Origin of the sequence: Dyadobacter endophyticus, from assembly GCF_014641595.1 — a bacterium.
Classification (GTDB): domain Bacteria; phylum Bacteroidota; class Bacteroidia; order Cytophagales; family Spirosomataceae; genus Dyadobacter; species Dyadobacter endophyticus.
In genome coordinates this window covers 32741-56570 of sequence record NZ_BMIA01000007.1, presented here as the reverse complement: position 1 = coordinate 56570, position 23830 = coordinate 32741, and the positions used below count along the sequence as shown (strand labels likewise).

The window sequence follows — 23830 nt, the reverse complement described above, 5'->3', positions numbered from 1 at the left end:
AAAGCCCGGTACAAAAACCGGGCTACAAAGGAAATACTTGAATGTGAAAGAAAAAAGGCAACGCCGGTCGCCTTTTTTCAAACCCGAATGGATATTATCTGAGAAGCTGCACCCAGCCTTTCATGGAAACAGGTGTGCTTTGTTTTTTGGACGATTCGAAGTAGATCGTTACTTCATAATAATATTGTCCCGCCGCCAGTTCTTTTCCGCCGTTGGTTTTACCGTCCCAGTTGATATTCACATCTTTCGTAGAAAATACTTGGGCACCCCAACGGTTGAAAACCTTGAATTCCAGCGATTGCACGAACGCAGGGCATTCATAGGGTTGGAATGTGTCGTTTTTGTTGTCGCCGTTTGGTGTAAATACGTTTGGCAAAACATACATCGGGCAGTTATCGCGGCAAACGGTGTTGCTAGGCGCGCTCTCGCTGCCAAAGCGGTTGACGGCCGTGACGTAATAGCAGCCTGCAAATGAAGCGAGCCCCTGGTGGTCAAATGTGGTTTGCAGCGGCGAAGGAGGAGTGGTCACGGTGGCGATCAGGGTCGGGGAGTCACCTTCATATCTTGCATAATATACCCTGTAAGCAGTCACGAGCGGGTCACATTCGCGGCCATCCAGTTCTTTCGGGTACTCCCATGACAGATGGTTGGTAAAACCGGCCGAGGTACAAAACGCTTCCGGATGCGCCCTTAGAGAGTCGCAATTGAGCGGATCGAGGCTAAGCACCGGCGGGCAAGGTTTGGTGGTATCCGACGATGAAATACAGAGTATCTGCGAGAAATTGTATAAAACAGATGGTTTAATCTGGCTGTTGTTGTACGAACCGACCGTTTCAACTTTATAGCAATAGGTCGAATCCTTCACGATGGTCACATTAACCGTTCCATCCGCCGCATATTTATCGGTACCGTCATCGACAAAAGTGAATGTCTGTGGCCCTTGCACGGATACTTCCGCGATGCGGTTGAATGTACCTGGCTTTCTTTTGTCCTCACGGTACACCCGGTGCACGCGGTTACTATTATCCCAGGGTACGAGGGCGGTCCATTTAAGACCTACCTGGTTGGGCTGCGCAGCGGCTTGTTCGAGCCTTACCGAGCTTGCGGTTTCAGTTTCGTCGAATTTGGTGAGCTGGCCACCTTGGGTAGTGTAGTATTCGAGCTTGTAATTGTATGCATTCGCCTCGGTATTCAGGTTTCTGTCCACAAAAAGGGTATCAGGAGCTCCTGGTGTGAGGTTGGTGTTAATGGTTGCGATCTGTGTGAATGCGGTGCCATTCTGTCCGGAAGCCCTGAACAGGCGATATTGAGCCGGTAATCCTGCCGCAGCTGCTGGTTTAATCCATTTAACAGTGATAACACCCTTGGTAGTGCTGGTAGAATCGACGGTTACATTGGTGATCACCGGCATAACCAACGGAAGGTTCAGGCAAGCCTCCGCCGAAGCAAGACTTTCGCCGCCACCGATCAGATAGCCAGGGTCGCCAGGTTTTGCGCCGGGCCTTGGGAACATCACCACAATGCGGTAGGAGTATGAAACACCCGGGCGGAGGCCTTCGCCACCATTGTTATCGAGGAATGTAGTCTGGTTTACATCCACCCTTCCGATTTCCTGGTAACCCGAACCGGCAGGAATACCTGGGCTGCAGACATCTTCGGGAAGGTCGGTACATTTCTCCGCACGGTAAATAGCGATTTTAGCACCTGCTGTCTGGCATTTGTAAGCATCCCAGTTGAGGCGGTAAGCAGTTCCGGTTGGGTCATTCACGGCAGTTGTCTTCAAGCCCGTCGGTTTCGGCCCGTATACTTTAATATTCACGGTGGTCATATCGACAAGCTTTCGGAAAAGCGCCGGGTTGGGGACCGCCGGACCAGGGGCATCTTCCACCTTGAAAAGAACATCGTAAGGTTCCAGGCGAATATGCGCGCAGGAAGTCTGCCACGTGAAAAGACCGGTAATAGTACTCTGAGCGCCCTGCTGCGCGACGGTAAATTTGGCAATGGCGGGTGGAATGAGCGAAGCTTCGTAAACACCGCCCGACGAGGTAAGTGTCAGCTTGTCTCCATTCTTGTCGGTAGCCGTAATCGGCTGGTTGATCAGCGTTCCGGCCTCGACGCAAATATCTGGTATCGGCTGAATCACCGGCCGGTCGTTGCGCGCATCCTCGACGATGATTTGCATATCGCGGACGATCTGGCCTATGATCGCGCCGTCGCGCCACTCCTCAACGACAAATGCAACGTTATAATAGCCCTTGGTAACGGGAGCGTCCCAGATCAAGTCGCCGGTGACCTTGTTCATACTGAAAGTGGCGGGTGATGCGCCGGCCTCCGTGCTTCCGGGAGGCGTTACCATATTCGGATCTTTGTATTGCAAATTGATCCCCGAGCCATTTACACCGCTTCTTTGTGGCACAAACATCCGGTAGGCAAGACTATCGCCGTCCGCATCGAATGCACCGGGGTTATGAATGTACCGCTGCCCTACTGCTGCCACGTCGATCGGCGCATTGAGCAGCACCGGCGTCTGGTTTTGTCCGAAGCTGGAACTGATTTCCAGGATGGTGCTGACGTAAAAGTTCAGGTTTTGTGTCGGCGGGGGGCCGATGTTCAATACGTTGTTGTTACGGTTGTCCTCTTCGAAGGAAATGCGGTATTGACCCGCGCTGCGAAATGTATAGGTGATCGTATAAGTATTGCGGGTAGTGTTATTTCCAATGTTTGGTATGGGTTGTAAGCGGGGTGCTTCAATCACATCCAGGTTGGAGCTGGGGCCTGAAATGACCGGTCCAATTGTGAAAAACACGCTGTTCTGGGCATTGGCGGCACCTTCGCCATTTTGCATATCAAAATAGGCGGTTAGCGTAATCTCGTAGGTATGGCGATCGGAACCCACAGGACTGATCCTTTTTGCAGTGATCTCGCCCGCGCGTATGTGTGTGGCCATGGCCTGGAATCCGTTACAGAGTAAGGCCAGGAAGAAAAAGTATAGTGGGATTCGTAAAGCAGAGCGCATAAATCTGTGTCGAGCTAATAATGATAGGGAGGTAACGGCAGGCACCATATCTCCTGTCAGGTACGTTAAATCAACGAAAATTCAAGTAAAAATGTGTGCTTTGGGAATGAATATAATATGTCGGTTTGTAAACTTACAAAACAACTTTATAAATCATATATGAATTATAACAAAGTCCCAAAGCAGCACAAATAGCGCCCTGATGTGATTTTGCATTGCTATCTCAGCAATTGTACCCAACCTTTCATGCTCGTCTCTACACCTTCTTTTTTAAATGACTCAAAATTGATAGTTACTTCATAATAGTATTGCCCTGCCGCCAGCTCTTTGCCGCCGTTGGTTTTGCCATCCCAGTTAATGTTGACATCCCTGGTCGAGAAGACCTCGGCGCCCCAACGATTGAAGATCCTGAATTCCAGTGATTGCACAAATGCCGGACATTCAAGTGGCTGGAATGTATCATTTTTGTTGTCGCCATTGGGGGTAAATACGTTCGGCAGCACGTACATCGGGCAGTTGTCCCGGCAGGTGGTGTTGCTGGGCGCGCTTTCGCTTCCGAAGCGGTTCACGGCCGTAACATAATAACAACCCGCGAAAGATGTCAGGCCTTCATGGTCGAAAGCGGTTTTCAGCGGCGACGGCGGTGTGGTTACTGTGGCGATCAAAGTCGGGGCATCGCCTTCATATCTTGCATAATACACCCTGTAAGCGTTTATCAGCGGGTCGCAATCGCGGCCATCGGCTTGTTTGGGGTATATCCAGCTCAGGTGATTGGTAAACCCGGTGGTAGTACAAAAAGCTCCGGGATGTTGTCTGAGCGAATCGCAATTCAGCGGGTCGAGGGTAAGTACCGGTGGGCACGGCCTGATGGTATCCGACGACGACACGCAAAGAATTTGCGAGAAGTTGTAGAGTACCGACGGCTTGATCTGGCTGTTGTTGTATGAACCCACCGTTTCTACTTTATAACAATAGGTAGAGTCTTTCACAATGGTCACATTGACTGTGCCGTCGGCCGCATATTTATCCGTGCCATCATCCAGATAGCTGAATATCTGCGTTGCTCCGACAGCCACTTCGGCAATGCGGTTAAATGTTCCCGGTTTTGTTTTATCCTCGCGGTAAACCCGGTGAATGCGGTTGCTATTGTCCCAAGGCACGAGGGCTGTCCATTTCAATCCGATCTGATCGGGCTGCGCAGCGGCCTGTTCGAGCCTGACCGAACTGGCAGTTTCCGACTCGTCGAACCTGGTAAGCTGGCCGTTTTGGGTGGTATAATATTCGAGCTTATAGTTGTAGGCGTTGGCTTCGGTATTCAGGGTTCTGTCTACAAAAATGGTGTCGGCAGCCCCAGGTGTGAGGTTGGTATTAATGGTTGCGATTTGCGTGAATGCAGTGCCGCTTTGTCCTGTGGCTCTGAACAGCCGGTATTGAGCCGGCAACCCCGTCGCTGCCGCAGGCCTCATCCACTTAACAGTGATAACTCCTTTGGTCGTGCTGGTAGAGTCAACCGTAACATTAGTGATGACCGGCCTTATGACCGGTAAATTAAGACAAAACTCCGCCGACGCGACGCTCTCGCCGCCGCCAAACAGATAGCCCGGTTCGCCGGGGCTCGCGCCGGGCCTTGGGAACAATACCACAATGCGGTAAGAATAAGAAACCCCCGGGCGTAGGCCTTCGCCTCCATTGTTATCCAGGAAGGTAGTCTGGTTCACATCCACCCGCCCGATTTCTTCATAGTCCGAGCCAGCCGGGATCCCTGTGATACAAACATCCTCGGGGATATCGGTGCAGTGGTCGGCCCGGTAAATGACGATTTTGGCGCCTGTTACCTGACATTTGTAGGCGTCCCAGTTGAGGCGGTAAGCCGGCCCGGAAGGGTCGGTCACGGGAGTGCCTCTCAAACCGGTGGGTTTTGGCCCGTAAACCCGGATATTCAAGGTCGTCATATCAACCAGCTTGCGGAAAAGGGACGGGTTCGGGTATCCGGGAGGCGCGGCGTCCTCCACTTTGAAAAGTACATTATAAGGCTCCAATCGGATATGGTCGCAGGATGTCTGCCAGGTGAATGTCCCGGTGACGCTGCTCTGTGCGCCCTGATTGGCCACGGCGAAACTGGCTATTGCTGGTTTAATAAGCGTGGCATCATACAGCCCGCTGACGGACGTCAGGTTGAGTTTGTCCCCGTTTTTATCCGTAGCATTTACTTTCTGATTGATCAACGTCCCGGCTTCGACACAAATATCCTGCAATGGAGGTATTACCGGCCGGTCGTTGCGGGCATCATCGACGATGATCTGCATATCGCGGACGATCTGTCCGATAAGTGCTCCATCGCGCCATTCTTCCACGATGAATGCGATATTATAATAACCCTTCGTGACCGGGGCGTCCCAGATAATGTCGCCGGTAATGCGGTTGATGCCGAATGTCGCCGGCGAAGCGCCCGTCTCCGTCTGGCCGGGCGGGGTGGTCAGGTTAGGGGCTTCGTATCCGAGGTTAACGCCCGCTCCGTTGGTGCCGCCCTGCTGCGGGACGTACATGCGATAGGCAATGCTATCGCCATCGGCATCGAATGCCGCGGGATTATGAATGTAACGCTGGCCCACAGCCGCGATATCAATAGGCGCGTTGCGCAGGACCGGTGTACGGTTCAAACCGAAGGCGGCATTAATTTCTATTGTGGTGCTTACGTAGAAATTAAGTTCCCGGGTAGGTTTGGGGCTGAGGTTCAGTATGTTGTCGTTTCGGGCGTCCACCTCCATTGAAATCCTGTAGGCTCCGACGGTGAGGAATGTGTAAGTGGCGGTGTAAATGTTTTGTGAAGTGTTGTTACCGATGTTGTTCCTGGCACGCCGGGGCGCTTCAAGGAGAACCGGTGTGCCGGTGCCCGTTGCATTGCCTATTTTGAAAATGACTGAATTTTGGCCGTCAGCGGCTTGTTTTCCATCCAGTTCGTCGAAGTAGCCAGTCAGCGTAATCTCATAAGTAGGCGTTGTGAGCGATAGCCTTCTGGCCGTGATTTCCCCGGCCCGGAAGTGTGTCGCAAAAACCTGGCCAAGCGATAATGTCAGCATCAGAATAAGAAGCAGAATCCTGGGAGATAGAGATCTGGGCATGGGGCGGTTCGTTAGTCGTCCGGGTTGTAACAACTCAACGAAACACTTGTTTGAAAATGTGTGCTAATCGGTTACAAAATAACCTGAAAGACGGCGCTGAGCCATTCGCGCTGAGCGTCTTGCTTTTGTAAAGACTAATCAGTCTAAATAATTCTTAATAATGATTATAAATAAACAGGGGGTAGGCAAAAATGAAAGGGATTTTTTGCCTCGCACACGTTTGTGATATACCTTTGAAAGGTTCTAAATATACCTCTTTTTTTTGCACTAAAACCATTCGTTTTTTATTATGTCGTGGTTTTCACAAACGTTAACGAGCTCTATCGGTAAGAAACTTCTGATGGCTCTTACCGGACTTTTCCTGATTAGCTTTCTGGTCATTCATGCCACTATCAATGCCATGATATTTTACAATGATGGCGGAGAGACTTTTTCCCACTGGGGGCACTTCATGGGTACCAACCCGATTATACGTACGCTTGAAATAGGCCTCGTTGCGGGCTTTATCATCCATATTGCTGATGGTTTGCTCCTTTGGAAAAACAACCGTGACGCCCGTCCGGTTAAATATGCCGTCAATAATGCAGCGGCGAACAGTACCTGGTACTCGCGCAGCATGGGCTTGCTCGGAACGTTGCTTTTGATCTTCCTCGTGATTCACACTTCGCATTTCTGGATCCCTAACCGGTCCAACCAGTTTGTGACCGGCGAAGAGCTGAACCTTTACCAAATGATGCTCGACATTTTCCAGAATCCGGTGGTCGTGCTGATTTATGTGCTGGGTTGCATTTCCCTTTTCTGGCATTTGCTGCACGGTTTCAAAAGCGCATTCCAGTCGCTGGGACTGAACCACGTGAAATACAACGGCGCGATCTCATTCGTAGGAACGGCTTTTTCGATCATCGTCCCGCTCCTTTTCGCGCTCATGCCGATCTCGATTTATCTGGGCTGGGTGAAATAATCCGGCAAAGTTTCATTCTCAATTTCTGATTAAATACTATTGATATATGGCAACGTCATCTCGTCTGGATGCCAAAATACCACAGGGTTCGATTGAAAGTAAATGGAGCAAATACCGCTCGTCGGTTCCGCTTGTCAACCCGGCGAACAAACGTAATCTTGAAATCATCGTAGTAGGTACCGGACTAGCCGGTGCTTCTGCCGCTGCTACGCTCGCGGAGCTCGGTTATAAAGTGAAAGCGTTCTGTTTTCAGGATTCCCCACGCCGTGCGCACTCTATTGCCGCACAGGGAGGGATCAATGCAGCAAAAAATTACCAGAATGACGGGGACTCGGTTTACCGTCTTTTTTATGATACCATCAAAGGAGGTGACTACCGTGCGCGTGAAGCGAACGTTCACCGCCTTGCCGAAGTTTCGGGTAACATTATCGACCAATGCGTAGCGGCGGGTGTGCCTTTCGCGCGTGAGTACGGCGGTTTGCTGTCCAACCGTTCATTCGGTGGAACGCAGGTGCAGCGTACATTCTACGCGGCAGGCCAGACCGGCCAGCAACTCTTGCTGGGAGCCTATTCCGGTTTGCAGCGCCAGGTGGGTATGGGTACTATCAAAATGTACAACCGCCACGAAATGCTCGACGTTGTGAATATCGATGGCAAATGCCGCGGTATCATCGCACGTAACCTGATCACGGGAGAGCTGGAAAGGCACGGCGGCCATGCGGTGTTGCTTTGTACCGGCGGTTATGGAAACGTTTTTTACCTCTCGACCAATGCGATGGGTAGTAACGTAACCGCAGCCTGGAAAGCCCACAAACGCGGCGCATTCTTCGGTAACCCTTGTTTTACCCAAATTCACCCGACTTGTATCCCTGTTTCGGGCGAGCACCAGTCGAAACTGACCCTGATGTCGGAGTCGCTTCGTAACGACGGACGTATCTGGGTTCCTAAGAAAAAAGACGACAACCGTCCCGGTAATGCAATCCCCGAAGACGAGCGCGATTACTACCTCGAGCGCCGCTACCCTGCATTCGGTAACCTGGTTCCGCGTGACATCGCGTCGCGTGCTGCCAAGGAGCGTTGCGATGCCGGTTATGGTGTAGGAACTTCCAAACTGGCCGTTTACCTCGACTTCGCTGCGGCGGTTGAGCGTTACGGACGTGGCGAAGCCAATAAGAACAATATCCACAATGCATCAGATGCCGACATTGTCACGTGGGGTAAGGCTGTTGTGAAAGAAAAATATGGTAACCTCTTTGATATGTATAAGCAAATCACCGGCGAAGACCCGTATGAAGTGCCTATGCGTATCTATCCTGCGGTACACTATACCATGGGCGGGCTTTGGGTTGACTATAACCTGATGACGACCGTCCCTGGCTTGTACTCGCTGGGAGAGGCCAACTTCTCCGACCACGGTGCGAACCGCCTCGGTGCCTCAGCACTGATGCAGGGCCTTGCCGACGGTTATTTCGTGATCCCTTACACGATCGGTGCCTATCTGGCGAGCGAAATCCGTACCGGAAAGATCTCTACCGACCACGAAGCATTCGTGAAAGCCGAAGCAGAAGTGAGAGAGCGTATCGAAACGCTACTGCGCATCCAGGGAAAAACCTCTCCTGAACTTTTCCACCGCCGTTTGGGCAAAATCATGTGGGATAAATGCGGCATGGCACGTAATGCCCAGGGCTTGAAAGAAGCGATCGAAGAGATTCGTCAGCTTAGAAGAGATTTCTGGTCAGACGTGAAAGTAATGGGTACCGCCAACTACTTCAACCCTGAACTCGATAAGGCCAACCGCGTTGCGGACTTCATCGAACTCGGCGAGCTGATGTGTCTAGATGCATTGGACCGCAACGAATCATGCGGCGGACACTTCCGGGAAGAATACCAGACCGAAGAAGGTGAGGCAATGCGCGACGACGAAAACTACATGTATGTTTCGGCCTGGGAGCACAAAGGACCCGAAAACTGGGAGCTTCACAAGGAAGAGCTGGTGTATGAAAACATCAAGATCGCTCAGCGTAGCTATAAATAAAACCTCCGGTGGCACGGATTTATGCCACGCTTAAAAGTTGAATCAGATATAAAGAATATAGGTATGGAAGGAAATATGAGTTTGTCTCTCAAAGTATGGAGACAAAGCAATAAAGATGCAGCAGGAGGCTTTGAAAACTACAAGTTGGATCACGTCTCTCCTGATATGTCATTTCTTGAAATGTTCGATGTATTGAATGAACAACTCATCGAGGAGGGAAAGGAACCTGTATCGTTCGACCACGACTGCCGCGAAGGTATCTGTGGCGCGTGCTCGATGTATATTAATGGCCGTCCGCACGGGCCCCTGCGTGGTGTAACTACCTGCCAGCTGCACATGCGTTCGTTCAAGGACGGTGATACGATTGTGGTAGAACCATGGAGAGCGCAGGCATTCCCGGTGATTAAAGACCTCGTAGTAGACCGTGACGCATTCGACCGCGTGATCTCGGCTGGTGGTTTCGTTTCTGTTAATACCGGTAATGCGCAAGACGCAAACGCATTGCCGATCGCAAAAGAAGCTGCGGACGACGCATTTGCGGCGGCGGCATGTATCGGTTGCGGTGCTTGTGTTGCAGCTTGTAAAAATGCCTCTGCAATGCTTTTCGTATCTGCCAAAATCTCTCAACTGGCATTGTTGCCGCAAGGACAGGCAGAACGCAGTATCCGCGCCGAGAAAATGGTTGCCCAAATGGACGCAGAAGGCTTCGGAGCTTGTACCAACACTGGTGCGTGCTCGGCAGAATGCCCTAAGGAAATCAGCCTCGAAAACATCGCCCGCATGAACCGCGAGTACATCGGCGCGAAGTTCTCTTCTTCGGCGGTTTAGAATATATCAAATGCATGACGCAGGGCAGTCGGGAAACCGGCTGCCCTGTTTTTGTTTTGAGGGGAAACCTTGAATCTGTTAGTGTTTCAAAATGTTTATATTGCATTAGGTAAGGGAACAACAACATGGATACGATAGAATTGAGATATAAGCCTCTGCGTCTTGACGACGATGAATTCTACGAGTTTTGCAGGGAGAATGATCAACTCAAAATAGAGAGGGATAGCCAAGGAACGATTTATATTATGTCTAATACCGGCGGAACTACGGGAATGTTGAATGCAATCATCACCTATTGGTTGATGCATTGGCACCTTGCCGTTAACCTCGGGCATGTTTTCGATTCTTCCACTGCGTTTCGTCTTCCAAATACGTCGGTAAGGTCTCCCGATGCAGCGTGGATTTCTGCTGAGAAATGGGGACGTCTGACAAAGGCAGAACAAACGAAATTCCCTCCCGTTTGCCCTGATTTTGTGATTGAACTACTCTCGACGAACGATGATCTGAAAACCATCCAGAAGAAAATGCAAGACGAGTGGATAGGTAATGGCTGCAAGCTGGCCTGGCTCATTGATCCGTTTGAAGAAATGGTGTTTGTTTATCGGACTAATGCGCCTGTTGAGATTTTCAATAGTTTTGACCTGCAATTATCAGGCGAAAACGTGCTGCCAGGGTTCCAATTTGATTTGAGTAAATTAAAAATATAAAATAGGTAATATACCAAAACAGCGAAGCAGACGGCCACTTGACCATCTGCTTCGCTGTTTATTTTGATCGGGGAAAGACTACTTTTTGGTAGTATCAGCCGGAGCTGCTGCTTTGCCTGAGCTTTTATATTCTTTGTTCAGTCCGTCGAGGATCTTCTGGGTTACGTCCAGGGATGGGTTTGCGAACAGGATACCGCCGCCCAGGGAGTAGCCCAATACATATTCGTAGCCGTTTTCCTTATTGTATTTGTCGATGTAGGAACGGATGTTTTTGTACAGCTCTTCGTTCTTTTTAGCTTCTTCCTGGCCCAGTGCCTGCGCCGACTGGTCGCGGTAAGCCACCAGGTCCTGCTGCTTTTTCATGAGCTGAGCCTCTGTGGAGCGTGCTTGCTCGGGCGTCATGGTTTGTGCTTTCTGCTGAAAAAAGGCTACTTCATTTTGCAAAGAGCGTCCTTTGGTCGTCAGCTCGTTTTCAAGCTGGAAATTTTTGTTTTCAAGCTCTTTTCTGGTATCCTTAAAGAAATCGTAGTTTTTCAGAAGCGAATCAACCTGAACGTAAACAGTGCGGCGGCCTGCCACTACTGCACCATCTGCGGCTGCACCTGAGTCTGACGATTTGCTTGAAAAATGAAGGAAGAATAACACCGCCACAGCAAGCGAAAGGACGACGTTCCAGATCAATGAAGTATTGTTGTTCACGTTTTTAAGGTTTGGTTGTTTTGAACGAGCCGCAAAGATAATGATTTGTGTTTAAGTACAATGAATAAGTGCCTCCGGGGAGCCAGGTCGGAGCTTTTACGAGGCGTGTGTCGAAAGAGGTGCCGGGTGTTTGCGGAAAATTTGGCGTGCCCAATGGCCCGCAAGGCCTGAAAAGCCACCTACAAGGCCGCCAATAAGGCTTGTCACCAGCAATAAAAGAATACCGCTGGGCAGCATGAATATCTTGGCAACGCGGTCCGACATGGCGCCGTCGGAGATGAAATGCTGGTAGTACCCATAAAGCAGCCAGGGCACGGCAATGCCGCCAAAACCCGTCCAGAAGGCGCCTGACGAGGTAGCCGGGCGCCAGAACAGGACGACGAACGGAACGATGGCGATTACCCACCACGGGGCGAATATTTGCAAGATCGCCGACAGTATGGCTATGATAAAGAAGTTCATGAGTTCCGGGTTAACGTTTTTGCAATACAAGACTGGAAGCCAGATGCGGTACTTTCTGATCCGGCGAGGTAAGGTAGATCAGCTCATTAAGCTCTCCTTTCTCCCATTTTTTCAATAAGTTGAGATAATAGGGACTACCCGGATTGCCCGACTGGCCTCCCGGATAGATGCCATAGGCGCGCGGCGTAGGGCCAAGTTCAACCACCATTCGCCACGAAGGCCCCTTTCGCTTCGTCATCGCATTGACAATGCTGCTGCCTCCGCCCGTTATAAGCGGTGGCGCATTGAAGGGCTTGATGCTCCTGCTCAGATGCCTGATCTCCGCTGCTTTCACCTTCGACCACTGCCATTCGGGACTCATGGCACCCTTGTGGGCAGTAAGCGTGTCGAGCGAGGCGTTGAAACTTTGATAAACAAGGTCGGGTAATGTCTCTTTTTCAGGCGTGTTGACATTATCGAACCATTTTTCATTCGGCTGCTTCAAGATCAGGTATAGCGTCCGGTCGCGAGAGGGATATTCCATCGGGCTTTCAGGAGACGAGAAATCATCGTTCCAAATGGCCTGGCCTAACAGCGGAAACCATGTCTCGAAAATGGAGGCTGCGACCGATTCAGGCGCGTTCTGATAATTCCAGTTAGAAAGCAAGATATGGGCAGCCTTCTGTTTGGGCGTCAGTGACCGGGTTTCGAGAATGTTTAGCAGCTTAGGTAGTAATGTGCGCGCAAGGACGCTGAAATTGTCATTTTGCAGCATTCGCAGACTGTCGGCATTGGCATTCGTCATCGCTTGCAGACGTTCGTTGATGCGTATGGCCCGCTCGGACGGCGCGAAACTCCAGTTGATATAATAAGGATAGGTGGTATCGGCAGACGACTGGTTGGCGCTGCTCACAAAGCCTCTCGGCGGATTTTTTACAAACGGGTTCTGTTCCGCGGGAATCCAGCCATTCCAGTCGTCGGCGCGTGATGATCCGTCCAGCACGAATTTGCCTTGCTCTTTATATTTCAAAGGGATCTTTCCATTGACGGTAATGGCGATGTTCTTCTCATTATCGGCAAATACGAAGTTTTGCGCGGGCCCTACATAATGCGTCAGCGCTTTGCGGTAATCGTCATAGGTTTTCGCTTTGTTCAACTCATAAAAGGTGATAAAGCTGTTGCCCGGCTCATGTCCGATCCATTTGATCGCCAGGTTAGGCAAATCGCTGAATGTGCCATCCGAATCGGTTACCGGCCCGTGGTGGGTGTAGATGATCTGCTCACGGTAGGGTCTCAGCTGACCTTTGACATGGATAATTTCCTCGCGCTTGTGCGTTGGTTTCCATTGATTATCATGCCAGTAGAAATTCCGGTATTCATTTTTGAATTTGATTTTATACAAATCGAAAACATCGGCATCCACATTGGTAACACCCCATGCCACGCGCTCGTTGAAACCGATGATTACACTTGGAATGCCGGGCAGCGACACACCGTACACATTGACGTCGGGTGAATGCAGCTGCACCTGGTACCAGATCGACGGCAGCGAAAGTTCGAGGTGCGGGTCGTTGGCGAGGATAGGGTAGCCGGTAATGGATTTCTCCGCGCTGACGGCCCAGTTGTTACTGCCGATGCCTTCTTCCTTGGGAGCTTTTTCGGGCAATGCGGTCAAAGGTTTTGAGGACAATAAAGAGCTGTCGCCCGGTATCATTGGCGGAATGGCCTTCGGAACCGGTAGTTTAGGGAAATCCCATGCTGTGCCGGAGGGGATAATCGGGCTTTCCTGCAACATCGGGTAGTCGGGGAAGAGCTGCGCGATGGTTTGCTGGCCATATTTTTTCAATGCATTGGTCATAGCGAGCTCGTTGGAGCGCCCCGCAAGCGTGAGCGTCATCTGTTCGAGCATGTACATGGTGTTGATCGGCTTCCAGGCTTCCGGTTTATAGCCGAGAAGCTTGAATTCTATGGGATAGTCTTTTGGGGCAAGTTGCCGGATAAATGCATTGACGCCGGCTGTGTAGCCCAGTAGTGCTTCGCGGGAGCGCGGGTCGGTCATGGCTACTTTCAGATTAGCTTCTGCACCGTAACCCATTCCCAACCGGCGGCTCTGCTGATCCAGAGCAAGCGTGGCCGGGCCCAGGATTTCGGAAAGCCGACCCGCTGCGGCTCGGGTTTGCAGGTCCATTTGCCACAGCCGGTCTTTGGCCGTAACGTAGCCCTGTGCGTAAAAAAGGTCGAAGTCGTTTTTGGCAAAAATATGCGGTACGCCCGAATCGTCGTAGCGGATCACCACTTCGTCGCGGAGGCTGTCGAGTTGCAGGGTTACGCGTGTTTTCGGGTCGATAACCTTTTCACTGTTTTGCCATAACCCGCAAAAGGGGCTCAGAAATGGCCCGAGCGCGGGTGCCGGCGCCCATGGCTTGTCGAGCACATAAACGAGCCCGGCCGTGATAGCGATAAACAGAATTGCCTTTGCGAACTTCATAGAGAGGATATTGACGTGCTTTTAGAAGAAAGGGCATTATTCGGAGACTGCTTGTACCATCGCTTCGATCAGTCCAAGGTCTGAATACATGACTGATTTTTCATCAGGAATTTCTCCGGCCATCGAAATCCCCTCGGGGAAAAACTTTTGGCGTGCCGGCCGGAATTTTTTAGCTGTCAAATGTAATGCGTGTACTCCCGCCGCTTTCAATTCCGCGGCATTGTTATGGTTAACCCCGCCGCCTGCCATGATCTCTATTTTTCCATCGGCCTCTTTGGAGAGCTTACCTAGCAGTTCCGTCGCCTGAATGGCCGATGGTTTCTGACCGGACGTGAGGATACGCTCGGCGCCAGTGGCGATAATATCTTTGAGTGCTTTCACCGGGTCGGGCGTGAGGTCGAATGCACGATGGAAAGTGACTTTCAAAGGTGCGGCATATTCGACGAGTGCTTTCGTGCGTGCGACGTCTACATTGCCGTCGGGGGTAAGAATGCCCAGCACGACGCCATTAGCGCCTAAGTTTTTAGCGAGATCTATATCTTTCCGCATGATTTCTTCTTCAAAAAAATCATACACAAAATCCCCGCCCCTGGGCCGGATCATCACATATAGCTGGATATCGATGTTTTTTCTTACGATTTCGATGAGTCCGGCGCTGGGTGTGGTACCACCTTCCCCGAGCCCGCCGCAAAGTTCAATCCTGCCCGCCCCGCCGGCCTGCGCATTGATACACGATTCCAGCGAATAAGCGCAAATTTCAATAGTCATAATATGGTATTTGTAATGGTGAGGGAAATTAAGGGTTTTTCGGGAAAGAAAAGCGGACGATTGAAAGTCCGGGCATGGATATTGCATCTCATAGCATTAACAAAATGTGCTGGCATCGGCGATGTCGGCTTCTCCCGCAAAGAAGTTCTGAAATCACGGGTGAATATTCAATTGTTTGATAATCAGTCGGTTGTTCTGTGTTAAAAAATTAAACATGTAACCCGGTAATTATTTTTCTTTTTTTTTGCTTTAAGCTTTTAAAAGATATCAAATTTTTTACTTTTGCAGAAAAGTAAAGTAACCATTAATAGGCGAAAATATTATGTACTGGACTCTCGAACTCGCATCGTACCTTGAAGATGCTCCCTGGCCAGCTACCAAAGACGAGCTAATTGACTTTGCAATCAGAACAGGCGCTCCGTTAGAAGTAGTTGAAAACCTTCAGGAGCTTGAAGATGATGGTCAGCCTTATGAAAGCATTGAAGAGATTTGGCCCGACTATCCCACGAAAGACGATTTCTTTTTCAACGAAGACGAATACTAAATGAAAACGGCACTCTATCGGTGCCGTTTTTTTATGATATATGGTCCGCTTTTTTACGTAACTCAATCTTCCATATTTTTTAAATCTGACAAAAGGAATGTAAATTGTTAGCGTTAACTAATGAGGAGGACGAGGTAAGTTACCGAAAGTGATTTAGTCATAACTCATAATTTATCCATTCCAACCCGATGGAGCTTCGATTGTTGAAAGAGCTGGTTAAGAAAGGTGAGGGGGAACATCTGGAATTCAAACTGAAATCCAATCACCCCGAAAAGATCGTCCGCGAAGTGGTTGCTTTCGCAAATTCAGGGGGCGGCAAGCTGATGGTCGGAGTGGGTGACGACAAGACTATTAAAGGTCTTAAAGATGCCGATGAGGATGAATACACCCTCACGCGCGCCATCGACAAGTACATTTTCCCCAAAATCAGTTTCAAAAAAGAGCGTGTGGCTATCACGCCCGACCGCGATGTGCTCGTGCTGACGATCCCGCGAAGCATCGACAAGCCGCATTATGTGGTAGACGACACCGGCGCGCGCCAGGCGTACATCCGCGTGGACGACAAGTCCATCCAGGCAAGCCGCGAAATGAAGGAAATCATGCGCCGGGGCCGTGGCGAGCGGGATATCAGTTTTCAATATGGAGATAAGGAGGAAAAACTGATGAAGCTGCTCGACGAGAAGGAATCGGTGACCGTGGACTTGTTCGCGACATTTGCGGGTATCCCCCGTAAAATTGCTTCGAATACACTGGTTGTAATGGTGCTGGCCCGGATACTGGACGTGCATCCGCAAGAAATGATCGACAAGTTCACTATGTCGATGGCCTACCAGTCGAGCTAACCGCAGTTATATCGCCAGAAAGGTTTTTCCCAGCCACATTCCCAGAAAAGTGGCTGCGAAGCATGCAATTATGCTGATGATGATATTGAGGGAAGCCTCGATCCAGCGATCGTTGAGAAAAAGCTGAATGGTTTCATTACTAAAACTCGAAAAGGTGCTGAAACCGCCGCAGAAACCAACGACTACAAAAAGCCTTGAAGTCGCCACCAAGTCGGCAGACCTGAATGTGGCCCACCCGCCAAAGGTGCCCAGGATCAGGCAGGCTAAAATATTGGCCGTCAATGTTCCGAACGGGAAAACTGACGGCCATTGGGAGAGTGCTCTTCCGATTCCGTAACGTGCCAGACTGCCCATTCCGCCTCCTACAAAAACGATAATCAGGTTATTCATTGTGGCAGGCAGCGTCAGGTGATTTTAGAACGGCAGGTCGTCCGACTCGTCTTCGGTGAAGGTTGTTACCGGTGGAACAGGGCTGCTACCTGCATTGTAAGGTGCGCCGCCACCGTTTGCTCCTGCTTTTTCTACTTTCCAGGCGCGCACCTCTGTGTACCAGCGTGAGTTATACTCGCGGCTTTCCACGTCGATGGAAGCGGTTACCGAGTCGTTCACTTGCAGGTTCGACTGGTCGATCTTGTCGCCCCACAGCGAAATGCACACTTTTTTAGGATATTGCGAGGGTATTTCAAGAATAAATTCCTGTTTGCGCCACATCCCGTTTTTTCCCTGGCCTGTAACTTCCGGCAGCAAAGCAATGACAGTTCCTGATACTTCCATTGATCAAATATGTTTTAGTGTCTCTTTCAAAAATGGTTCCAAAAGTAAGGGTTTTGGTTGTCGATTGCAATGCTGAATGCTAATCGATGCCGATTGCCTGGTCGAGGTCGGCGAGAATATCTTCTACATCCTCAATGCCTACGCTGAGCCGTATCAAAGTGTCCTTCAAACCAATTTTAAGGCGTTCTTCGCGCGGCATTCCCCCATGCGACATGCTTGCGGGATGCGTACAAAGCGATTCCACGCCGCCTAACGACTCCCCCAATGCAAACACCTGCAGGTTTTCCATGGTACGAACGGCTTTTTCATAGCTGTCGTCTTTCAATTCGAAAGACACGACGCCGCCGAACCCACGCATTTGTTTTCCGGCTAATTCGTGGCCGGGATGGTCGGGCAGGCCGGGGTAATACACTTTCCCGACTTTCGGGTGAGCGGCCAGCCACACGGCCACTTGCCCGGCATTTTCGCAGTGGCGCTGCATTCTTATATGGAGTGTCTTAATTCCTCTCAACACCAAAAAACAATCCTGCGGACCCGGTACTGCGCCGGAAGCATTCTGGATGAATTTTAACTGAGCCGCAAGTTCGTCGTCGCTGGTGATGAGTGCGCCCATTACCGTGTCGGAATGGCCGCCCAGGTATTTGGTTACCGAATGCATGACAATGTCCGCGCCAAGGTCTAGCGGGTTTTGCAGGTAGGGCGACGCAAATGTATTGTCGACGCAGGTCAGGATATTATGTTCTTTGCAAACACGGGTGATGCATTCAATATCGATGATTTTCAGCAAAGGATTTGTGGGCGTTTCCAGCCATACCATGCGTGTTTTCTCTGACAGCAACCGGCCTATCTCACCGACTTCATCGATATCCACAAATTTAAAAACCAGGCCCAGCGGCTCAAAAATGCGTTTCATGAGCCGGTAGGTACCGCCGTAAATGTCGCTGGGGGCGATGATCTCGTCGCCCGGTTTGAATAATTTGAGTACAGCGTCGGTAGCGGCAAGGCCGGAGGCGTAACAAATGCCGTGTTTGCCGTTTTCGAGGGCTGCCAATGCGTTCTGCAATGCCGTACGCGTGGGGTTGCTGCCGCGGGCGTATTCATAGCCTTTGTGCTTGCCGGGGCTTTCCTGGACGTAGGTGGAAGTCTGGTAAATCGGCGTCATGATAGCGCCTGTACTCGGGTCTGGCTCGACGCCTGCATGTATGGCTTTGGTTGCGAATTTCATTTTTTAGTGGTGCCTTGGTGGCCGCAAAATATTAATGTAGAAAAGCAAGTTCACAAAAACCTTTTGTCAAAGCAACTGGTTATTCAATTAGAAATAAAGCCGATTAGCCTTGGAAACGTCTACACCAAAAAGATTCTCACTTCCGGTCGTCGTAAGCATATTGATGACGATCGTGCCATTGGTGACGACCTCTATTCTAACTGCGTGGGCTATTAATCATGAAAAAATTCTCCGGGAGCTACCGATTGAATGGTGGCTCGGTGTGACGTTCATACTCACGCTGGCTTCCTCCACCGCATTGACGCCCCCAACATTCCTGGCGCTGGTGTATGGTTACTTTCTTGGCTGGTCCTCGCTCCCGATGCTTTTTGTATTGAACATCGGTGCCATATCCATTATATATGTTTCCGCGCATTTCCTGCACGCGGCGTCTGTGCGAAACTACCTGATCCAGGTGTATCCGCAGGTGGGTTCATTGCTGCGCCGGTTTTACAAAAATGAGCTGAGACTGATATTTTTTGCAAAACTATCGCCCGTATTACCGTTCGCTATTACGAATCTGTTTTTCGCCATGGCCGGCGCACGCTTTAAACAAGTGCTCACCGGCGGGACGTTAGGCATGATCCCAAGGACGTTACTGGCCGTCTGGGCAGGCAAGGAAGCGCAGGATATCCGCTATTTGCTCGAACATCCGAATGAAGGGTTAGCTACTAAGATCGTGTTAATTGCATTGATCATTATTTCGACCGTGGGCATTGGTTATTTCTTCAAAGACAAGAGTATGGTAGAATCATAGGCACGTTGTTTACAAATTAATAATGTGCTTTGATAATATCGTACAATAATAGGGTACAAAACGCTACAAAACCATCGGCTTCATCCTGTTTCTTTGTGGTAAAGTTATAAATACCCGAAAAGTAGAATGAAATCCTTACCTTTCATTGATCTCAGTATTGTGATTGCATACCTGGCAGGGATGGTTGCCGTAGGTGTTTACTTTTCACGTAAAAATACCAGCGCCGATCAGTTTACCAAAGCCTCGGGGCGCATTCCCGGCTGGGCGATCGGTATTTCCATTTATGCGACGTTTTTGAGCAGTAACACTTTTCTCGGGGTGCCGGGGAAGGCGTTTGGAAGCAACTGGAGTTCCTTTGTATTTAGCTTGTCGATGCCGTTTGCAGCCTGGGTGGCGACCAAGTTTTTCATACCTTTTTACAGAAGTACTGGCGAAGTTTCGGCCTATACGCACCTCGAACACCGGTTCGGGCCCTGGGCGCGTACCTACGCGGTGATTTGCTTCCTGCTCACGCAGCTTGCCCGTATGGGATCGATTTTCTTCGGAATCGCATTGAGCCTTCAGGCACTAACGGGTTACCCGATGTCGACGATTATGGTTGTCGTGGGGATCTGTATTGTTTTGTACACCGTGATGGGTGGTATGGAGGCGGTGATCTGGACGGAGGTCGTGCAAGGGGTGATCAAAACCATTGGTGCGCTGGTGATACTCTACCTGGTTGTGGCAGGGGTATCGGGCGGTATGCCGAGCATTATCGAAATTGGTAAAACAAACGATAAATTTAGTCTGGGGACGCTGGCGCCGGATTTTACGCAGGCATCGTTCTGGGTCATTTTGTTCTACGGGTTTTTTATGAACCTGAACAATTTCGGCATGGACCAGAACTACGTACAGCGGTACCATACCACGTCGTCGGCGAAAGAGGCGGCAGGCTCGGTGTGGCTTTGCGTATACCTTTACGTGCCGGTATCAATGATATTCTTCTTGCTGGGAACCTGCCTTTTTGCCTACTATCAGGGCAATCCGGAGCTGCTGCAAACTATTAAAATGCAGGTAGCTGCCGAAAAGCTGCCGGGAGGTACCACGGACGCTATCACAAACCTTGCTGCGACGCTCACGCCAGCCGACTATGGCGACAAAGTAATGCCGCATTTCATGGTTAACAAAGTGCCGGTAGGATTGCTCGGTTTGATCATTGCGGCGATTATGTCGGCTGCGATGAGTACGATCAGCTCGGGGATGAACGCCTCGGCGACGGTATTCTCTGTGGATATTTATCAAAAATATATCAAATCTGATCTGTCACCGAAGCAATCGCTCCGCCTGCTCTACATCGCAACTACCGCATTTGGTTTGCTGGGCATGGTAACCGGCATCGCGATGATCGGTGTAAAAAGTGTGCTGGACGTATGGTGGATGCTTTCCGGGATTTTTGCGGGTGGAATGCTGGGATTGTTCCTGCTTGGTATGATCTCGAAAAGCACAAAGAACACAGAGGCGCTTACGGCAACCATTATCGGGATCGTGGTCATCATCTGGATGACGTTTTCGACACAGCTTCCCGATACCTATTCACATTGGCGAAACCCGCTCCACCAGAATATGATCATGGTGGTAGGAACACTGACGATCTTTTTGGCCGGTGTGCTGCTTACCAGGCTGAGGCGTAAGGAACCGGTTGAAAAAGATGTGCTTTTGCACAGCAAGTAACCATAAGCCCGGCCAGGAGCCGGATTTTAGAGGAATTTTTCTCATACGCATATTAAATCAAACACGATGTCATCTGTAACGTCTTCCTCCGTGTCGTTGCCGCAAGGCTTCATTCCCGTCATGCTTACGCCTTTCCTTGAAACGGGGGAAGTCGACTATGATGGATTAAAGGCATTGACGGACCTGTACCTCGAAGCGGGCGCCGCCGGGCTATTTGCCAACTGCCTTTCAAGCGAAATGTATGAGTTGTCGGCGGAGGAGCGGCTGAAAGTAACGCAAACGGTCGTCGAACATACGGCGGGACGCGTGCCGGTGGTAGCGACAGGAACGTTCGGGGGGCCTATCCCGGAGCAAGCGCAGTTCGTAAAACGTATACATGACACCGGTGTGCAAGCGGTGATCGTAATTACCGGATTGCTGGCAGATGAGGACGAATCGGACAAAGTATTTATCGAACGGGCCAAAGAACTGATCAGTTTGACGGACGACATTCCACTCGGTTTTTATGAATGCCCCGTTCCATATAAAAGATTGATCAGCAGTGAAGTCCTGGCAGAATTGCTGCCCTCGAACCGCATTATTTATCATAAAGACACCTGCTTGGATATCGAAGAAGTTATCCGTAGAATTAAAGTAGCTGATGGCTACCGTTTCGGGCTGTATGATGCCTATATGGTGAATGCGGTTGCATCGCTTAATGCAGGTGCGGCTGGGTTATCATGCATTCAGGGAAACATCTATCCCGAGCTGATCGTCTGGATTTGTGAAAATTACGACAATGCAGCACGGCAGGAGGATGTAAAAGCGCTACAAAGTTTCTTTGAGGACTCGATGGACATCGTGCATTCGGCATATCCGATTGTTGCAAAGTATTGTCTGCAAAAGAGAGGTTTCCCTATTTCAACTTACACCCGTCGCGATGTAGGCGAGCTGACGGGCGACTTGCAGGAGCGCGCGGATCAGTTGCTCGACGAGGTAGACCGGATACAGGCGGAACTTGGGATTACCAGTGTTTTTAAAAAGACTCTCGAAGCACCATTGAAATAACCCAATCGGATCAAACCCTAATTTTTGAGCTATGACTTTTCCTAACCAGCAAATTTTGGATCGGGTAACCCAGGGTGACGAAGCTGCATTTACACAACTCCGTTCGTATTTCCATGTCCCTGCATTTAAATTTTGTTCCGTTCTTTTGAAGGACGAAACAGAAGCGGAGAATGTCATCAATTGTGTTTTTAACAAGATATGGAACGAACGGCTGGCCTTGCGGAGCGAGGGTAACTTTCAGTCTTATCTGTTTAGCAGCCTGAAAGATCAGATTTTCGGAGAGATGAAAAAATACAACGATCCGGCGGCACGCAAGCAGTATCTTGACCGTATTCAGTCGTTTCGCGCCAGTTAGTCTATGCAACCGGCGGTGAGTAATATTAGTATTACGCTATTTAATAGTATTTTTTTAGCATCTTGTAGACCGTACAGGATGGATTATTAAAAAAAATTCTTTTAAATTGAGCAATGGCAGCCAACCTAAACTCTGCCGGCATTGATTTAAAATGAAACCGCATTTCCATAAGGTCCCTATTGCGTCAAGGACTTCGTTCAGTATCCGTCATGACAAAGACTCAGGCTTTGGCACGGTTTGGCATTATCATCCCGAGCTCGAACTGCATTATTTGGTCAAAGGAAAGGGGGTCAGGTTCATAGGGGACAATATCGGTAACTTTTCCGACGGCGAGCTGATCCTGCTCGGTGAAAACCTGCCGCACACCTGGCGGGCAGAGGAGGGGGCCAGTAGTACGGCGGTGGAAGTGATTATCATCCACTTTTTGCCTAATTGCCTCGGCAGTGAGCTGTTGCTGCTGCCCGAGGCTTATCAGATCCCGAAATTATACGAACGTGCGAAGAGAGGCCTGCTGATTCGTGGCGAAGCAAGGGAGAAGGTAATTCGCCTGATGCACTCCGCCGTGGATGCGGAAAATCTCGACCGGCTGATCGCATTGCTTTCGATCCTTAAAATTCTGGCGGAAGCCAGTGAATATGAGACAATCGCATCGGCGCATGCATTCTATAAATCCAACGACGCGGAAACGCTGCGCTTGAACAAAATTTACGCCTACACGCTCTCGAACTACCGCAACGATATTTCATTGCAGGATGTGGCATCGATCGCCAACCTGGGTATTACTTCTTTTTGCAGGTATTTTAAATTGATGACCAAAAAGACCTATAACGATTTTCTGGTGGAGATCCGGATCAGTCAGGCCTGCCGGTTCCTGATCGAGGATAAAATGGCAACGGAAGTAATTTGTTTCGAGTGCGGTTTCAATAATGTATCCAATTTTTACCGGCATTTCAAGAAAGTTACTGACATGACGCCTTTGGAATACAAACGGAAATACCTTTATAAAGCCGCACCCGAAATGGTCTGATCATTTGTCGTGATTTTTCATCCATTCATCCATCGAGAACCTTCCGGAGCCTATAATGGAGAACGTTACTACCAGCATAAGCGTGATCATCGAAAGCCATAGCTCGGAATTGAGATAGGAAAAACCCATCCGGATATTGACAAAGAACACGGCAGTCAGCAGGATCGGTATCTGAATGACGGATGCAACTCTGGTCAGGCATCCCATTGCGATGAGGAACCCGCCAAAAATGTGCGCAAAAGCTACATAGTGAACGGCTGTGACGGTGTACAAATGGAAATCGAGGCCGGTAACCAGATGAGACAACTTGGCGGTATCGCTGATGAAGCTAATACCCTTAGCAAACAAAAATACTCCCAAAGCGATACGAACGATGTCCATCCACGCCGGATGGTGCGTATCACCCCAATGCTCGATTCGATCCATCATATTCATAACTTCTCAA

General features: G+C 50.0%; 21 protein-coding genes. 11 read left to right on the top strand and 10 right to left on the bottom strand.

Annotation, left to right across the window (positions count from 1 at the left end; all coding sequences use genetic code 11):
* Positions 1-94 precede the first annotated feature (94 nt).
* Positions 95-2947 carry a T9SS type B sorting domain-containing protein gene (locus IEY24_RS30525; protein ID WP_188939088.1) on the bottom strand — a complete coding sequence of 951 codons (2853 nt, stop codon included), beginning with the start codon at positions 2945-2947 and terminating at the stop codon, positions 95-97.
* A 287-nt stretch (positions 2948-3234) separates the two neighbouring features.
* Positions 3235-6138, bottom strand: coding sequence for a T9SS type B sorting domain-containing protein (locus IEY24_RS30520; protein ID WP_188939087.1), 2904 nt, complete (start codon positions 6136-6138; stop codon positions 3235-3237).
* 289 nt (positions 6139-6427) lie between these two features.
* Between IEY24_RS30520 and IEY24_RS30515 the strand changes: the two genes are divergently transcribed.
* From IEY24_RS30515 to IEY24_RS30500, 4 genes are all read left to right on the top strand, one after another.
* The gene (locus IEY24_RS30515; RefSeq protein ID WP_188939086.1) at positions 6428-7099 is read left to right on the top strand and encodes a succinate dehydrogenase cytochrome b subunit; all 672 of its coding nucleotides are present in this window, start codon (positions 6428-6430) and stop codon (positions 7097-7099) included.
* Between the two features lie 46 nt (positions 7100-7145).
* Complete coding sequence (locus tag IEY24_RS30510) at positions 7146-9134, top strand: fumarate reductase/succinate dehydrogenase flavoprotein subunit (RefSeq protein ID WP_188939085.1); 1989 nt, start codon at positions 7146-7148, stop codon at positions 9132-9134.
* A 75-nt stretch (positions 9135-9209) separates the two neighbouring features.
* A complete protein-coding gene (locus IEY24_RS30505) occupies positions 9210-9962 on the top strand; it encodes a succinate dehydrogenase/fumarate reductase iron-sulfur subunit (RefSeq protein ID WP_229223366.1) in 753 nt (250 codons plus the stop codon).
* Positions 9963-10087: 125 nt separating this feature from the next.
* Positions 10088-10669 (top strand): Uma2 family endonuclease, encoded by a 582-nt coding sequence (locus IEY24_RS30500; RefSeq protein WP_188939083.1) that lies wholly within the window; start codon positions 10088-10090, stop codon positions 10667-10669.
* 78 nt (positions 10670-10747) lie between these two features.
* Here the strand turns inward: IEY24_RS30500 and IEY24_RS30495 are convergent, their stop codons facing one another.
* The 4 genes from IEY24_RS30495 to IEY24_RS30480 all read right to left on the bottom strand — a co-directional run bounded on the left by IEY24_RS30495 (position 10748) and on the right by IEY24_RS30480 (position 15065).
* Positions 10748-11368, bottom strand: coding sequence for an OmpH/Skp family outer membrane protein (locus IEY24_RS30495; protein ID WP_188939082.1), 621 nt, complete (start codon positions 11366-11368; stop codon positions 10748-10750).
* A gap of 96 nt (positions 11369-11464) precedes the next feature.
* Entirely contained in the window at positions 11465-11830 is a 366-nt protein-coding gene (locus tag IEY24_RS30490; protein ID WP_188939081.1) for a hypothetical protein, read from the bottom strand.
* 10 nt (positions 11831-11840) lie between these two features.
* A complete protein-coding gene (locus IEY24_RS30485) occupies positions 11841-14297 on the bottom strand; it encodes a penicillin acylase family protein (protein WP_188939080.1) in 2457 nt (818 codons plus the stop codon).
* 36 nt (positions 14298-14333) lie between these two features.
* The gene (locus IEY24_RS30480; protein WP_188939079.1) at positions 14334-15065 is read right to left on the bottom strand and encodes a copper homeostasis protein CutC; all 732 of its coding nucleotides are present in this window, start codon (positions 15063-15065) and stop codon (positions 14334-14336) included.
* A gap of 322 nt (positions 15066-15387) precedes the next feature.
* Here IEY24_RS30480 and IEY24_RS30475 point away from each other — a divergent pair, with 322 nt between their 5' ends.
* Positions 15388-15609 carry a DUF2795 domain-containing protein gene (locus tag IEY24_RS30475; protein WP_013927448.1) on the top strand — a complete coding sequence of 74 codons (222 nt, stop codon included), beginning with the start codon at positions 15388-15390 and terminating at the stop codon, positions 15607-15609.
* 188 nt (positions 15610-15797) lie between these two features.
* A complete protein-coding gene (locus IEY24_RS30470; RefSeq protein ID WP_188939078.1) occupies positions 15798-16451 on the top strand; it encodes an AlbA family DNA-binding domain-containing protein in 654 nt (217 codons plus the stop codon).
* Between the two features lie 6 nt (positions 16452-16457).
* Here IEY24_RS30470 and crcB read toward each other — a convergent pair whose 3' ends face one another.
* The 3 genes from crcB to IEY24_RS30455 form a co-directional block, all read right to left on the bottom strand.
* Entirely contained in the window at positions 16458-16841 is a 384-nt protein-coding gene (crcB, locus tag IEY24_RS30465; protein WP_188939077.1) for a fluoride efflux transporter CrcB, read from the bottom strand.
* Positions 16842-16865: 24 nt separating this feature from the next.
* The gene (locus tag IEY24_RS30460) at positions 16866-17225 is read right to left on the bottom strand and encodes a DUF3127 domain-containing protein (protein WP_188939076.1); all 360 of its coding nucleotides are present in this window, start codon (positions 17223-17225) and stop codon (positions 16866-16868) included.
* Between the two features lie 79 nt (positions 17226-17304).
* Complete coding sequence (locus IEY24_RS30455) at positions 17305-18450, bottom strand: cystathionine gamma-synthase (RefSeq protein ID WP_188939075.1); 1146 nt, start codon at positions 18448-18450, stop codon at positions 17305-17307.
* Positions 18451-18559: 109 nt separating this feature from the next.
* Here IEY24_RS30455 and IEY24_RS30450 point away from each other — a divergent pair, with 109 nt between their 5' ends.
* From IEY24_RS30450 to IEY24_RS30430, 5 genes are all read left to right on the top strand, one after another.
* Positions 18560-19246 (top strand): VTT domain-containing protein, encoded by a 687-nt coding sequence (locus IEY24_RS30450; RefSeq protein WP_229223365.1) that lies wholly within the window; start codon positions 18560-18562, stop codon positions 19244-19246.
* A 126-nt stretch (positions 19247-19372) separates the two neighbouring features.
* The gene (locus IEY24_RS30445; protein WP_188939074.1) at positions 19373-20956 is read left to right on the top strand and encodes a sodium:solute symporter family protein; all 1584 of its coding nucleotides are present in this window, start codon (positions 19373-19375) and stop codon (positions 20954-20956) included.
* 66 nt (positions 20957-21022) lie between these two features.
* Entirely contained in the window at positions 21023-22003 is a 981-nt protein-coding gene (locus tag IEY24_RS30440; RefSeq protein WP_188939073.1) for a dihydrodipicolinate synthase family protein, read from the top strand.
* A gap of 31 nt (positions 22004-22034) precedes the next feature.
* Positions 22035-22358: an RNA polymerase sigma factor gene (locus IEY24_RS30435; protein ID WP_188939072.1), complete on the top strand. Its 324-nt coding sequence runs from the start codon at positions 22035-22037 to the stop codon at positions 22356-22358.
* Positions 22359-22509: 151 nt separating this feature from the next.
* Positions 22510-23385: an AraC family transcriptional regulator gene (locus IEY24_RS30430; protein WP_188939071.1), complete on the top strand. Its 876-nt coding sequence runs from the start codon at positions 22510-22512 to the stop codon at positions 23383-23385.
* Here IEY24_RS30430 and IEY24_RS30425 read toward each other — a convergent pair whose 3' ends face one another.
* Positions 23386-23820: a DoxX family protein gene (locus IEY24_RS30425; RefSeq protein WP_188939070.1), complete on the bottom strand. Its 435-nt coding sequence runs from the start codon at positions 23818-23820 to the stop codon at positions 23386-23388.
* Positions 23821-23830: the final 10 nt, after the last annotated feature.